General features: G+C 61.5%; 12 protein-coding genes. 7 read left to right on the top strand and 5 right to left on the bottom strand.

The annotated features are described in order from the left end of the window. The first annotated feature begins 12 nt into the window (after nt 1–12). On the top strand, nt 13–468 hold the full coding sequence (locus ASE14_RS09615; RefSeq protein ID WP_056654035.1) for a hypothetical protein: 456 nt from the start codon (nt 13–15) through the stop codon (nt 466–468). Nucleotides 469–530: 62 nt separating this feature from the next. Here ASE14_RS09615 and ASE14_RS20515 read toward each other — a convergent pair whose 3' ends face one another. Beyond that, on the bottom strand, nt 531–842 hold the full coding sequence (locus ASE14_RS20515; RefSeq protein ID WP_157372917.1) for a hypothetical protein: 312 nt from the start codon (nt 840–842) through the stop codon (nt 531–533). A gap of 174 nt (nt 843–1,016) precedes the next feature. On the opposite strand from ASE14_RS20515, the gene ASE14_RS09605 reads away from it, so the two are divergent. The 3 genes from ASE14_RS09605 to ASE14_RS09595 are packed head-to-tail and all read left to right on the top strand — an operon-like array spanning nt 1,017 to nt 6,034. Next, entirely contained in the window at nt 1,017–3,515 is a 2,499-nt protein-coding gene (locus ASE14_RS09605; protein ID WP_056654027.1) for a serine/threonine-protein kinase, read from the top strand. Between the two features lie 2 nt (nt 3,516–3,517). Beyond that, nucleotides 3,518–4,720, top strand: a complete 1,203-nt coding sequence (locus ASE14_RS09600; protein WP_056654025.1) for a hypothetical protein — start codon at nt 3,518–3,520, stop codon at nt 4,718–4,720. Continuing rightward, nucleotides 4,721–6,034, top strand: coding sequence for a hypothetical protein (locus ASE14_RS09595; RefSeq protein WP_056654023.1), 1,314 nt, complete (start codon nt 4,721–4,723; stop codon nt 6,032–6,034). It abuts the gene before it with no gap. Nucleotides 6,035–6,045: 11 nt separating this feature from the next. On the opposite strand, the gene ASE14_RS20055 is transcribed toward ASE14_RS09595, so the two are convergent. Then, nucleotides 6,046–6,516, bottom strand: a complete 471-nt coding sequence (locus tag ASE14_RS20055; RefSeq protein ID WP_162257724.1) for a GNAT family N-acetyltransferase — start codon at nt 6,514–6,516, stop codon at nt 6,046–6,048. 498 nt (nt 6,517–7,014) lie between these two features. Further along, a complete protein-coding gene (locus ASE14_RS09590) occupies nt 7,015–8,280 on the bottom strand; it encodes a Druantia anti-phage system protein DruA (protein WP_082600427.1) in 1,266 nt (421 codons plus the stop codon). A 413-nt stretch (nt 8,281–8,693) separates the two neighbouring features. On the opposite strand from ASE14_RS09590, the gene ASE14_RS20790 reads away from it, so the two are divergent. Together ASE14_RS20790 and ASE14_RS09580 are read left to right on the top strand one after the other, a co-directional pair. Beyond that, nucleotides 8,694–8,918, top strand: a complete 225-nt coding sequence (locus tag ASE14_RS20790; protein ID WP_056654017.1) for a hypothetical protein — start codon at nt 8,694–8,696, stop codon at nt 8,916–8,918. Then, nucleotides 8,884–9,165, top strand: a complete 282-nt coding sequence (locus tag ASE14_RS09580; RefSeq protein ID WP_157372916.1) for a hypothetical protein — start codon at nt 8,884–8,886, stop codon at nt 9,163–9,165. Before ASE14_RS20790 ends, ASE14_RS09580 begins: the two co-directional genes overlap by 35 nt. 16 nt (nt 9,166–9,181) lie before the next feature. Here ASE14_RS09580 and map read toward each other — a convergent pair whose 3' ends face one another. Next, nucleotides 9,182–9,952 (bottom strand): type I methionyl aminopeptidase, encoded by a 771-nt coding sequence (map, locus tag ASE14_RS09575; protein WP_056654011.1) that lies wholly within the window; start codon nt 9,950–9,952, stop codon nt 9,182–9,184. Between the two features lie 65 nt (nt 9,953–10,017). Between map and ASE14_RS09570 the strand changes: the two genes are divergently transcribed. Further along, on the top strand, nt 10,018–10,359 hold the full coding sequence (locus ASE14_RS09570) for a helix-turn-helix domain-containing protein (RefSeq protein ID WP_056654006.1): 342 nt from the start codon (nt 10,018–10,020) through the stop codon (nt 10,357–10,359). Between the two features lie 629 nt (nt 10,360–10,988). Here ASE14_RS09570 and ASE14_RS09565 read toward each other — a convergent pair. Next, nucleotides 10,989–13,061, bottom strand: coding sequence for a GNAT family N-acetyltransferase (locus ASE14_RS09565; RefSeq protein WP_157372915.1), 2,073 nt, complete (start codon nt 13,059–13,061; stop codon nt 10,989–10,991). Between the last annotated feature and the right edge of the window lie 103 nt (nt 13,062–13,164).

Here is a 13,164-nt window from a genome sequence, read left to right as displayed (position 1 = left end):
AGAGGAGCCACCATGGTCGACAAAGAAGCGGCACAACAGGCGGGCGCCATGTGGAATCGAGTGGTCGGGCCGTACTACACCCGCGAAACCGTCATGCGCGACTTGCGAATCAGTGCGGAGCGCCTCGACGAGCTTGTGGCGATGGGCGACATTCTTCAAGTCTCATTTCGCGGCAAGACGTTTCTCCCCGCGTTTCAGTTCGCCCCCGATGGTGCCCTCCTGCCGGGACTGTCGCCACTGCTCGCCATACTGAACCCGAACAGCGACCCTGATGTCGACTGGGACGTGACGCTCTGGCTGTGCACTCGAATGGCCGTGTTCGGTGGTGGTACTGCGGCAAACCTTCTCATGGCCGGCCGCATTGCGGCGGTGCTCGCCGAGGCCCGCGCGACGTCGACTGCGGGGGAACAAGTAGCTCCAGGATCGCTGCCGGGCAGAGATCAATCGGGTCGCCAGACGATGAATTGATCTTTCCGGAGTTCGAGTACCAAGCTAGGAGGTCCTTGAAGCCGTCAGGCGCTACCACGGGCTCAACCGTCATGGTGGCTCCAATCCTGAGTCATCTGTCCAGTGCGTCGACCGACGCACAGATGCGCGGGTGGCGGGAAGCTCAACCCATGAGTGACATCGAAGCTGGTCGGGACAACATCGGTGGTGTCCACGTCCACGGCGCGGAACAGCAGCACATTCGTTGCGATTGCACTCTGGCTCTGGCTCTTCAACACCCTCGATTGTTGTCTCATCGGCATCGTCAGCGTCGTGACGGGCATCCTCGTCGGGTACGTCACCTTCCGCTCCTGGGCTACGCCGAAAATCGATGAACCGAACATTTCCAGCGGCATCGAGCAGATCCGACGACTCCTGATCTTCCGTGCCCAGCCTCCGAAGATGCGGCGGTGCACCTAGTGGGCGTGAGTTCCGACGAAGTCGCCCGGTCTCCGATCTTTCGCTCAGAACCACGCCCCGCCTGCTGCGCAGTCCACAAGAAGCATTTGGACGTATATAAAGGACTGACCATGTCAGTGCCGCTGCAGTTGGATGAAGCCACCGTCGATCTCCTTCGCGACGCGTCAGCATTTGAGAGCGGCAAGTTCTCTGCCAGCCGTGAGTACACCGCCGTCGAGTTCGTTGCGTATGGCCAGAAGGGGATCGTGTGGCTCGTCGAGGACCGTTACAAGAATCGGTACGCAGCCAAATTCACTCCAATCGAAGACCTTGACGGACGTGAGATAGAGCACGAGTTCAAGATTCGCCAGGGGCTTCCCGTTCCGTTGTTCACGCAATGTGTCGACGTTGAGGCGTGGACCCATCGTTCCGGCCGCCAGTTCACTGTCATCGTTGAGGAATGGGTCGACGGCGCCGTCACGCTCCACGAGTTCCTACAAACTCAGACCGAGCACATTACGACGCGAACGATCCTTGAGTTCGTCGAACAGATGGCAAGGGCGTTGGACGCGCTAGATGCCAAGGACCTCGCCCATGACGATCTGCATGCGAACAACATTCTGATCCGCCCGGCTCACCGTGGCGAGGCATCGTACTCAGACAATGAGGTCCGGCAGCAAGCGGTGATTGTTGACACAGGCAGCATGAAACCGACGGCATCGACGGTCAAGCCGTGGGACGATCTTCACCACCTTGCCCATCACATTGCTCTCATGCACAACGCCGTGCATGCGCGTCGGAATCTCACGCTTGCTGACCGTCGGTTCCTTCGTGAGGTTCGACAGCTACTGCAGTTCCTTACCGAGGATGACGCGAGCCGCAGTCTGCGGGGCACGGCCATCGCGGACCGATTCCGCGACGCGTACACCCGTGCGCAATACGGCGGCGATACCAGTTCGTCTCCGATGACGAACCCATTTGAGTACATCAGTGCTGAACAGATCGGGAGCGACGATCTCCTCCTCCGGCTGTTCGCACACGCTTCTTGGGTCGAGAAGGTCACGTCCAAGGACCCCCTGCTGCTGACCGGGCCGCGCGGCTGCGGCAAGAGCATGGTGATGCGGTGGCTCAGCCTCCGGGCCCATGCTGCTCGGCGCGACGAGCCGGTCCCGATGCAGCAATTGAATGTTGCGGGCGTTTACGTATCGTGCACTTCTGACTTCCAGAACCGGTTCGCTGAGTTCCGGACGGAAGCCCAAGTCACTGAGCACCGAGCCGAGATCCTCCACTACTTCAACCTCATCCATGCGCGTGAACTGCTCGCGACGCTGTTGGCACTGAGTAAACGCAATGACAGCGTCAGTGTGTTCGGTCTCGGGGAGAATCAGGCACGAGCCATCGCTGAACTTCTCCACCAGTACCTGCCACAGAACGCGAACGTAATCTTCGGCGGTGACCCCCTCCGTTCTGCGTTCGACACGGTCGAGGCCGCGATCTTCGCCTCGCAGCTGCGCCTTCATGACGGGACCAAGCCGAGTGAACCTGTAACCGGCCTCAGCTTTCTTGGCGACATCACGTCGCAGATTGCTGGTCTCCTACCCTTTTTCAAGAAACATCCCATCGCTTTCCTCCTCGATGACTTCAGCACGCACCGGCTGTCGGAGGAAGTGCAGCGATGCTTGCTTCCGATTGTCTGGGAGCGCAGGTCAAGCCACCTGTTCAAGGTCTCAAGCGAGAAGTACGGTTCGGTCGAGGACTATCAAGGTGGCGAGCTCACCGTCGACCTTGCACGCGAGCGCATCGAAATCGACTGCGGGACAGAGTTCCTCGGAGCCAACGACCAGCGGAACCTCAAGTTCGCTGAAGACCTGCTCATCAACCGGCTGAGCGCAGCGGGCTGGAAAGGTACCCCAGACGAGCTGATCGGTCGGTCGAGCACATTGGGTGCAATTGCGGAGCAGTTGAGCCAAAAGGGTAGTAGTGCGTCCTCGGCGTACCACGGGATGGAGACCATCGCGAGTCTCTGCTCTGGAGACATCTCTACATTGCTGCTGGTGTACCGGAGCATTCTCGCGAACCGAAACGAAGAGAGCCGGAACCGCGTCAGCCCGTCAGAGCAAAGCAGAGCGATTCAGGACGTCAGTCGGCGCCTTCTGCGCGTGGTCACTCATCATCGCCCGCTAGGCAAAGAAATGCACTTTCATGCAACCGCGTTCGGCACGTTCGTGAGTCAGATGCTCGCTGAAGCGACGAACCGCGAAGCCGGGGTGGACGTTCCCGTGCAGATCCCGAGGATCGAAGTGGACGACGAAGGTAGCGTGAGCGCGCTGCTCACTCCGGCTCAGATTCGCTTCACCCGCGAACTACTGCGGCGAGCTGTCTTCATCGAATTGGATGTGGGCCGCAGCCGCCATGAGCGTCTCACAACGCTCCGCTGGCATTTCCGCCGCATCTATTTGCCCGCATTCCGCGCAGGGCTCGGGAAGAACGACGCGGTCAAGACCGACCCGGCCGGATTCGGGTCATTCCTTTCCGACCCGAAGCTCTTCCTCGATGACTACCGAGCGCGGCGCACGAAGACGACGGCTCCGCCCCACCTGGAACTGTGGAGTCCCGGAGAGGAAGCCTAGGCATGCGAATCCAGGAGATCACCGCTACCAACGTCATCGCGCAGCTCCCTCGGCTGCAACCGGTTGGCGACGACTCGGCACTACTTGGCCAAGCATGGAACGTCCTCATCGTCGCGAACGGTTTCGAGGATCGGGCATCAAGTGTTGCGCAACGGCTTGCAGGCGCGGGCGCGACGGTCGACCTCACCATCGTGCTCGAGTTCACGACGAACAAGGAGAACAACGCGGCCCGAAGGGCCGAACTCGATGAGGCGATCATCCGCCTCGGGGGTACAAGTATCTCGCTGGACGGCGGATGCGCTGACCATGTTTTCGACCAGTCGCTAGCCCGTCTCATCGGGCAGGTGGGTGACGTTAACCAGGTGTCCGTCGTACTCGATGTCAGTGGCTGCAGCGGACGTTTCATCCTTCGTGTGCTCCGCGTGCTGTTCGAACTCAGCCGATCTTCGCGACGGTTGCGACTTGACGTGTTCTACACCCAAGCCATGGACTACGCCCCAACTCCAGCTGTGGCTGAGAAGCTCATCGCCGATGCAAGCAACGGCGAACCTGTCGCGACAACGCTGGGCTTGGACTTCGATGCGGACGACGAGACCCACCTCATCGAACGTCCCGGACAACAGATCGACCCAGCTCCCGAACGCGCGCTTGTTATCTGTGGCTTCAACGCCGACAGAGTGCGCGCCTCCCTCGACCGGATCGATACCTCATTCAACGTCGACGTGCCCCACCCGTCCGTGACTTACGTCGCGGGCCGGCCCCCACGCGAAGAGGACGAATGGCGCCTGGACGCCATGATTCGAATCAACTCGGCAGGTGACGCCGACCACCCCATCCAGCCGAAGATCACTTCAACCCTGAATTACGAGGAGACCCTTGGGGTTCTCGAAGCAGAGTACGAACGGGCCGAACATCGATACAGGCTCACAGTCCTGCCATTCGGCTCGAAGATGCAGTCCATCGCCGTTGCACTATTCTGCGAAGCTCATCCGGACGTACGAGTCCAGATGCTCGCTCCAACCCACTACCGTGGGGTTGAGTATTCTCGCGGAATCAGGCAAACCCACCTGCTCCCGCTGGGTGATCTGTCTGAGATCTCCGACGCGCTCGCCAAGATTGGTTCTGTCGATCTCAGCGAGGCGGCGCATAATCGCCCCCGGAACCCGGCCGTTTCGGTCCGTGTGTCCTATGAATTGGAGGCCTAGTTGACCTTCTTCGCCGTCCTCGATGCCGCCGACCTTGAGCAACGCACCGGTTTCGAGGTGACCCGGCTTCATCTGAACCTGTGGTCCCTCGCCGCAATCGGTGTGCACCGCCGGATGTTCGTATTCGATGTCGGAATCCGGATCAAGGCGACGCAGGAACCGGTCAGCAAGATCTCGCTCGCACTCCCATTCGACACTCTCGAGCCGGAGAGTCTTTTCGACAAGGTCATGGACCCACGGATCGCTGCGCTCATCTTCGATTCACAGATCACGGCCATAAACGACAGCACGCTCGACTACGAGAACGGCCCTTTCAAAGTGATCGACGTACGTGCGAAAGCGGCTACGCGTGCAGACGAGTACACGTCCCCAGGTTTCTCGCTGTGGGATGTTCCACTAGCCGCGCGGATCGAACCCGGCCAGGAAGCATACGTTCGACTCAGGTTCCCGGTGAGCAGCACGGGGCGAACCTGGCAGTGGACGAAGACGAGGCTCAAACGGACTGGTGCTGTTCTCGATTTCCGCATCTCCGACTTGCGTAGTTCGAAGAAAGTTCCAGGCGGTACCGAGCTCATCGACCGTGTCCGTCCCATCGAGTCCATTGCTGCGTTCGTAATGGCACCGATCTGGCTGCACGGCCGGACCACGCATCCGGACCCGCGGTACATCCGTTTATTGGAAGGGCGTGTGTGGGCGGACTATCTGGATCGGGCACCTGAGCTTTCCCGTCGGTCACGCCTTGTCGTCTACTACTGGCGTTTCAAGTCAGCGAACGGTGCAGCGACCGCGCCCGCTGAGGCAGTCGTGACTTCGGAAACGACCGAGACAGTCTCAGCGACTGAGTCGACCAGCGCCACGAACAACGAACGTACGTCATCGTCGACCACAACGACGAAGCGAGTCACAACGAATGGTCCGCCAGCATTGTCGGAACCCGATCAGCCGACTCGCGACCCGTACGCCGGCTGGGTGACGATTAATAAACCGACCCGGATCTTCACCGATTTCAAGATTGACACGCGTCCTTGGGCGCTGCCGACGGCCATCCTCGCCGCGCTTCTGACGGTCGGCCTCAGCTGGTTCCTGTTCGACCTCACGCCTCGCGCGGAGTTGATCGACATAGCCACGGGATTCGGAACGTGGCTCCTCAGCCTCGTTCCGTACATCAGCTTCGCTGTGCTTGTGACAGCCATCGGTTACGTGCTCGAGTGGACTGGTGCATTGCAGAGCGCGGCCCGCTGGGTGCGTGACACGTATCACCGGTTCGAAGGCTGGCTGTTCCGCCTCATCCGTGTCATCGGCCCTCGCGACTGAGCTGCGTTCGCTCAGCGGCGAACGTAGATGTCCTCGTCGCGCCCGGGGCCGTAGCGGCCTTGCTCCAATGCAACGCGTTCAAAGTCGCGCGAGGAGAGCAATGGTTCCAACTGTGCGCGAACGGTTGATGCCCCAGTGATGTACACCTCGGGCGCACCACTCTCCGCTGCACGTTTCAGCATTCTGTCGAGGAGGGCCGAACCATAACCGTGTGAGCGGGCCTCAGGGGCTATGAACAGCGTCGAAATCTTCAGCCTGCCGGAGGGCTTCTTCAGGGCAATAGAGATGCCCACGAGTTCTCCATTGACGCGAACCAAGTCGGCCCAAGCGCGACCCCGCTCAACATCGATCAGCCTTTTCGTGAGCCATTCCGCGCCACCTGGGTAAAGGACCGGGAGGAAATACAGCAGATCGACGATTTCCTGCCGGGTCGCCTGGTCGATCTCGGATACTGGTTGAACGCTGTCGGGTACACGAATCACTGCGGTCCCCTTCTCTCCTCTTGCGATGACGATAGCCGCAACCACCGACACCTTTAACTAGATACTGCCAGCTGCGCATGGATGGATCAGACACCGACTCACATGATCATCAGCGCGGCATCGGGGGTGGCCGATGAACACTAAGACTATTGCTTCCCGTGCAGAAGATCACCCGGTCTGATGTAGCGAAAACTCTGAGGTGGGGTGAGCCCTGCGTGACGCAGTTCCGCGAGGGACACAGGCTGCTCAAACCTGCGGTGGGACTGGACCAGGAGTGCGCACGCCCGAGTCCTTCCCGCTAAGTACGAGTCGAATTCGTGCCGTTGCAGGGCCATGTGCTGGTTGTGAGCATCCCAGATCTCTTCCACAGGCGATACCTGAACTTCGACAATCTGGAGCACGCCAATGACTGCCCGGACCGGGGTGGAAGCGTAGATGAATGCCTCCGTCCCGTCGAGTGTCGGAAATGACCGTCGAAGTTCAACGGCCTTCGTGCCGTCAAGCAGTTTCGCCGCGAAGCGAGGTTTGACTGAAAGCAGAATCGGCATCACCATTGGACTTCTCTTCCATCGTCGAAGCTGGGCCGTACATCCGCCAAGTCGCGGGGTCGAATGTGCGCCATGACTGATCGCGTTCGGATCGCGGCATTGCCCAACGCTGCCGCCACCACCTACCGATCTCTTCCGACGTGACCGTATTCCACTCAAGCGCAGCTTCGTCTCCGCGCAACCAGGCGAAAGAGTTGCTCGCGAGCGGTGCCGTGTAGACCTCTCGGGCCACCCCATGCATGCGCATCCGGCTTGGGCTGAAGCCGAGCGCAGTCAGTGCCCGCTGTACGACCTCTCGGCGGTTCCGGAAACCCGTGCCCCAACTTTCATGCCGGTGTGAGATGCCGTCAGGGGTTGCGGCCAGCGCAACGCGGACCAGCTGGTCATAGATTTCACCCGAGAGATGGAAATCCCCGGTCCCTTTCGTGAAGCCCACGGGCGTCATCGCGCGCTGGCCGTCTTCACGGAGTACGCGGTTGTAAATCGACGAGGTTCCGAGCGCAGATGTCGTTGTGATGAGGGCCAGCTGAGCGTGCGGATCTCGCCCATTGATCAGCGTCCGCCGGTGACCGTACCTGGCCTCGAACTCGTCTCGCAGCTGGTCGCTTTGTAGCAGCATCGCAACGAGCTTGCCTCCGATCAAGCGGTTGTAGGGCTCGACGGCGCCAAGGACGAATGCGTCCATTACGCTCGTCAGCTTCTCCGACCGCCGTTGCGGGTCCCAGCCGATTGCGTCGTCACGAACGCGCAGTGAGAAGACTGGGTCGGCCAGACCAATGAGACCCATAACAGCTCCTTCGTGACCATCGTCGACTACGAGAGCTCGGATCCGACGTCCGTAGCCGCTCGAGACTGGGATGGACCAGTGCAACGAACACCATCGCCACAAGAGAGCGAGGTCAGACCGTCCTGGCGGCAGAATGATCATGCGGGGCTTGATCCGTGCAGGGTCAAGCTGCTCACCGCGAACGAGTCGAAGCGCGAACCGTGCATCGTGCGAAGCGAGGGCCGGTCGCGCCCGGTCCCTCTGGGCCGCAACGGCATGCTCGTGCAGCCGTCGGACGGCGATCTTGTCCTGCGGCACAGGGCTAAGAAGGCCGGCCTCATTGAATCTGAAACCCTGTTCGCGGAGGTGCTCTAGAACGAGTGCCCGAAGCTCCTGAAGGTCCGGGTTCCGCGGAAGGTCAGGCTCAGAAAGAGGCCACTGCGTCGGCATCCCAAACCCTTCTATCAAGGCGGCCTGTCAACTCTCCCATGCCAGAAGGGCACGAGTAACCCAATACCCAACATCCAGGGGTCGCGTACCCAGGCCGTCGCCGCCGATACCTGGTGCGAAGCACCGCATCTAGTCCTGACATGCCATAGCTATGCGCGGTCTGACGAGGGCCTGTTGTACCCGTGTCGGCCTCGTATCGGATGCGGGAATCCTGCTACGCCGATCCAACCGACCTTCCCTCGTGAGCCGTCACTACTGTGGGCGCCGACAAGTTGTGCCTCGCCTGGTGTGAGGTGGTTGCCCACTGCCTACGCACCCCTGTCGAACAGCTCGCCCCACCGCGGCCATGGTGGCGTGCGACGTTTAGCCCGCGGCCGTGGTGGCGGATGACGAACCGGTTTCCTGCGAGTGCCGTGTTCGCCGTCCTGCACGGCGTCTCGCTCGCGGTGAACCTGTTCTCGGTCGGCGTCTTCGTCGTCAACGGTCGGCTCCGTGATGTGACGGACGGGTTCTGGTGGGCGCTGATCAGTTCGGTGGTGCTCGCTACGTTGTTCATCAGTTCTGCGGTCAACTTGTGGCCGCGACGACAGGCAGGAGCCGCCAGTGCAGTCGACGCAACACGGCGATCAGAGCGCTGAGGAAGCTTCGCGGGATCTGTTCTGGATTCGGGTGTGGTCGGTTGAGCAGCGTCTCGTTGCTGATGACGCCCGCGCGGCCGCGGAGACCCTGATCGGTGAACGTGACAAGACGCTCGAGTGCGAGGTCGGCGACGCTACATCGGAAGACAGCGGGACCCGCGTCAAGGTCACCGAGACCTGGTCTTCAGGCTTCCACCGCGGGGAATGGTTCATCACGCCGGAGGGGCGCGTCGACCCAACCGATTGAGCGAGCCGTGTCGAACTCAACGCGGCAAGGTGAGGACTTCCGCTCCGTCATCGGTGATCGCTATCGTGTGCTCACTGTGCGCTGTCCGGCAGCCTGTTGCACTTCGAAGCGTCCACCCGTCGGCGTCGGTAACGAGCTCGGCGGTGTCCGACATGACCCACGGTTCGAGTGCGAGCAGCAGCCCGGGGCGCAGTTTGTACCCACGGCCGGGCCGTCCGGTGTTCGAGACGTGCGGGTCCTGGTGCATCGTCGACCCGATGCCGTGCCCTCCGAACTCGGTGTTGACCGAGTATCCCGCTTCACTGAGGACCGAGCCGATGGCATGGGAGAGGTCGCCGATACGAGCCCCAGGCCGGGCGGCGGCGATCCCTGCGGTCAACGCGAGTTCGGTTGCGCTGATCATGGCGATGCTCTCCGGGGGCTTGGATCCGCCCACGACGAAGCTGATGGCGGAGTCTGCAGCGATTCCGCCCTTGGAGACGGCGAGGTCGAGGGTCAGAAGGTCGCCGTCGGCGAGCGTGTAGTCATACGGCAATGCGTGAAGCACTGCATCGTTGACGGCTGTGCAGATGGAGTGTCCGAACGGTCCGCGACCGAACGACGGCGCGTAGTCGACGTAGCACGACTGGGCTCCGGCCTCGATGATCATGATCTCGGCCCACCGGTCGATGTCGAGGAGGTTCGTGCCGACCGTGCTGCGGATCTTGAGCGTCTGCAGGATGTGGGCCACGAGGGCGCCGGTCTCCCGCGCTTGGGCGAGCTCGGTGGTGTTCAGGATCTCGATCAAGGGACGCCTCTCTGTGGTGCCAATAACTATACCGGTAATAGTATCCCGGTACTACAATTGGCAACATGGTCAGGTTGCCGCATACGCTCGCGGAGCTCGAGCGCGGAGAACGGCTCGGTGCCCTCTTGCGTCGCGCTCGGGGAGAGCGCTCGATGCTCGAGGTCGCGCTCGATGCAGGTGTCTCACCCGAGACGCTGCGGAAGATCGAGACGGGTCGCGTTGCGACGCCCGCCTTCTCCACCATCGCTGCGATCACCGAGGTCCTCGGCCTCTCCCTCGATGCGGTTTGGGCTGAGGTCAGCCGGCCTGCGCCTGACCCCGGATCGGGCAACTCGGCTCGCAACGCACGTGAGCGGTTGGTCTCGGCGGGCTCAATCGCGCAGGTGCGTTCGAGGCTTGGGCGGTAGCGCAAGAGTTCCCGAGGCGAGTTCTCACGGTGGTGCGCTCGCTCGCGGTTACCCCTTCATACCCCCCGGATGCTTCCTCTCGCGCCCGCGGGTGCAAAGGCGTCGGTGTCGCGCCATGGGACCCGCCGTAAGGTGCGCCGACTACCGAGCACAGCAGTACCAGCACGCCTGAGACGTGCCCCCTCAAGCGTTGCTTGAGTGCAGTGTGCCCCTGAGTCCCGCTGCATCCTCGAGCTCCAGGCTGAGGGCGGGCGAAAGGAAGCGGTAGCTCTGCGGGGGCTCGAGGCCTAGGTTTCGCAGGTGAGCTAGGGGGACCGGGCGCGGGAATTGAAGCTGTTCCGACACCTCGACGAGCGTGCCGTGGTGCTGCCCATCGAGGTAGGTGTTGATCTCTTGAGCGGAAAGCGTTGTGGCTCGACGTCGCATCCGTGCAAGCCACCAGCGCGGGTGCCGGTTGACCGTGGCTATCCGGAATGACCCGACGACCGCTCGGGCCGGCGTCGACGAATACACATAGGCCTTTGCGCCAGTGAGATTCTCCGGAAACCGTCGACGTAACTCGTGCGTTTTCGCTCCGTGGAAGATCGCGTCGGCGAACCTCGGTTGGATCGAAATTAGGACGTAGTCTGTCATCGACCACGACCGGACGCGTTGAACTCGTGCATCAGTTCTCGGAACAGGCTGGGCGGGATTCTCCGCGGCGCTTGGAACTCGGCAGTGACCCCATACGTTGCCGCTCGAGAACGGAACTCGTCGAGGCTGATCGGTTTCGTCAGGATTTCGGTGTCCTCCATCACGAGCACAGTTACGTTGCCGTCTTTACTGGCTGCCGCCAGTACATCCTTCCGACGGTACACGCCCAGTGCATTGAATCGCTCGTGTGCCTCTTCAGCAGGAAGCACGTGGGCTCCAACGCCCAGTGAGAGTGCGAAGAACTCTTGCACGTTGGCGTCCTGGTGTGTCGATGCGTACCAAAGCACCCGCGCTGGAAGCTCGCGGAACGGATTGTTGTGTCCGCTCCGGAAGTACACGTGACGACGTGACAGCCCAAGCGCTCGTCGTTGTGGCAGGAGGTTCAACGGGTATCCGAACAAACTCATGGAGAAGTTCGGCTTGATCGGCACCACATAGCACGGCGTCTCGTCCCAGACTTTTAGCGGCCAGAACTGCCACTCCAGATCGCGTGAGAGCGCCGGACTGATCGCCTCTGGGGTAGCTGCAATGCCGTCAAGGACGCGGCTGAGGTCCTGTCCGTCGCTGAGACTGACGTGCCTATCCACCGGTGTCGAAAACAGCTGACCGTCAGGTCGTCGTGTGAATCCGTCCTCCCGAAGGGCGCCGAGCAATCGTCGAGGCAGCCGCTCATCCGTGACTACGACGGCAGCGTGGCCACCGCGAAGTGCATCGATGCGAAGCTGGCGGGCAAGCTGCAAAGCAATCGAGCTGGAATACTGACCACCAGCCACACGCAGCATCGGCACCCGGAGGGTCTCCGTATCGGGCTCCATCGTCACCAGCGCGAGCAACGCGCCCTTATGGTCCACAAGTAGGCGGGCTGCGTCATGGGCGAGGGCGGTCCGCAGCTGCGCACGGAAGGCTGCTCCTTGCTCGTGCTCGCCGAAGTTCATGAACGCGCGCTCCAGATCGGCTCCCGTGAACTCCCGTGCCGCCAACCAGTGCAAGTCAATGCTCTCGAAAACTCCCGCGGCGTACGGCTGATACGCACCCGACTCGTCCAACACATCACTGATCAACTCGTGGGGGCTGACTGTCGTGAGACTGTAGCGTTCGCGCAGCCACGAGCCAGCGCCAATCACGCCCGCATCATTCGTGACGAAGTAGCGAGCTCCTGCGCGGATCGCGTCCGCGAGGTGTTTGACGTCCTTACTCAAGCTTCGATCACGAACGTGAGCGGCTGCACCGAAGTCCGCAAGCAGCGTGTCTTCCAGCGTGGTGTCATAGGGTCTCGTCGTCGGCAGTCTTACGAGGTCCTGTGACCCGGCGACCTGACGCACCCGTTCGCCGTCGTTGTTGTTCTCGTTCAGTTCATGATCGAGTTGCTTCGACACCGCGAACGTGACCTCATCAGCGAGCCAGTCAGCCATCAGCGCCTGCGATTCCAGCCGGAACGGGCGTTCTATCTCTGCAGACGCGTTCAAGTCGATCACGACGTTTGAGTCGAGCACCGCGAGGGGGAGGTCAGACTCAAGCACTCCAGCCGACAACAGGTCTGGCTCCCCAAGATCCCGACGCCACAGCGTAAGAGGCAGGCCCTTCGCGTTCCGGCCGGCGATCTCCGAAGATGGTGTCAGTCCTGCTGCTTCCCAGAACGAGTTCAGGTTGTAATCTCGGCGGCACCGCGCTGAGATTGCCTGGGCTTCTGGGTGAGCGCCTATGACATGCAGGATGAGTGCCTGCCCAAGATTCTGCCCGCGTGCCATCGTGTCCACACAGACATGCGTCAACTTGATGGTCGACCTGGTTACTCGGTACAAGGCGTAGCCGACAAGTGCGCCATCTCGATGCGCAAGAACGAGGTTGCCGGCCTCAGCAGCCGACTGAAACGCTGCGTCAGGAAGGAAGCCGAGCGTCTGCCGATGCTTCTTCGCAAGAGCGATGACGTCGGATATCCTTGCCGCCGAATCTTCGCGGGCGGGGACCCAGTGCGCGACGGCGGGCTTTGGGGCGGAGGTCTGGGTCACCTCGATATCGTCGCTGAGCGGAGTCGTGGCAGAGCGGAGGCGCACCGCTGCGCAGAGGAAGGTGCGGACTCGGCGTTGCCTACACATTCGGTCTGTCCGGGAA

The organism is Agromyces sp. Root81, from assembly GCF_001429165.1.
Taxonomy (GTDB): Bacteria; Actinomycetota; Actinomycetes; order Actinomycetales; family Microbacteriaceae; genus Agromyces.
The sequence above is the reverse complement of the archived record's forward strand: the minus strand, read 5'-3'. Positions and strand labels throughout refer to the sequence as shown.

Bases quoted from the DNA above. Each gene is read 5' to 3' on its own strand.
- ASE14_RS09615 (WP_056654035.1), top strand. From the start codon at position 13: ATGGTCGACAAAGAAGCGGCACAACAGGCGGGCGCCATGTGGAATCGA.
- ASE14_RS20515 (WP_157372917.1), bottom strand. From the start codon at position 842: ATGCCGCTGGAAATGTTCGGTTCATCGATTTTCGGCGTAGCCCAGGAG.
- ASE14_RS09605 (WP_056654027.1), top strand. From the start codon at position 1,017: ATGTCAGTGCCGCTGCAGTTGGATGAAGCCACCGTCGATCTCCTTCGC.
- ASE14_RS09600 (WP_056654025.1), top strand. From the start codon at position 3,518: ATGCGAATCCAGGAGATCACCGCTACCAACGTCATCGCGCAGCTCCCT.
- ASE14_RS09590 (WP_082600427.1), bottom strand. From the start codon at position 8,280: ATGCCGACGCAGTGGCCTCTTTCTGAGCCTGACCTTCCGCGGAACCCG.
- ASE14_RS09570 (WP_056654006.1), top strand. From the start codon at position 10,018: ATGGTCAGGTTGCCGCATACGCTCGCGGAGCTCGAGCGCGGAGAACGG.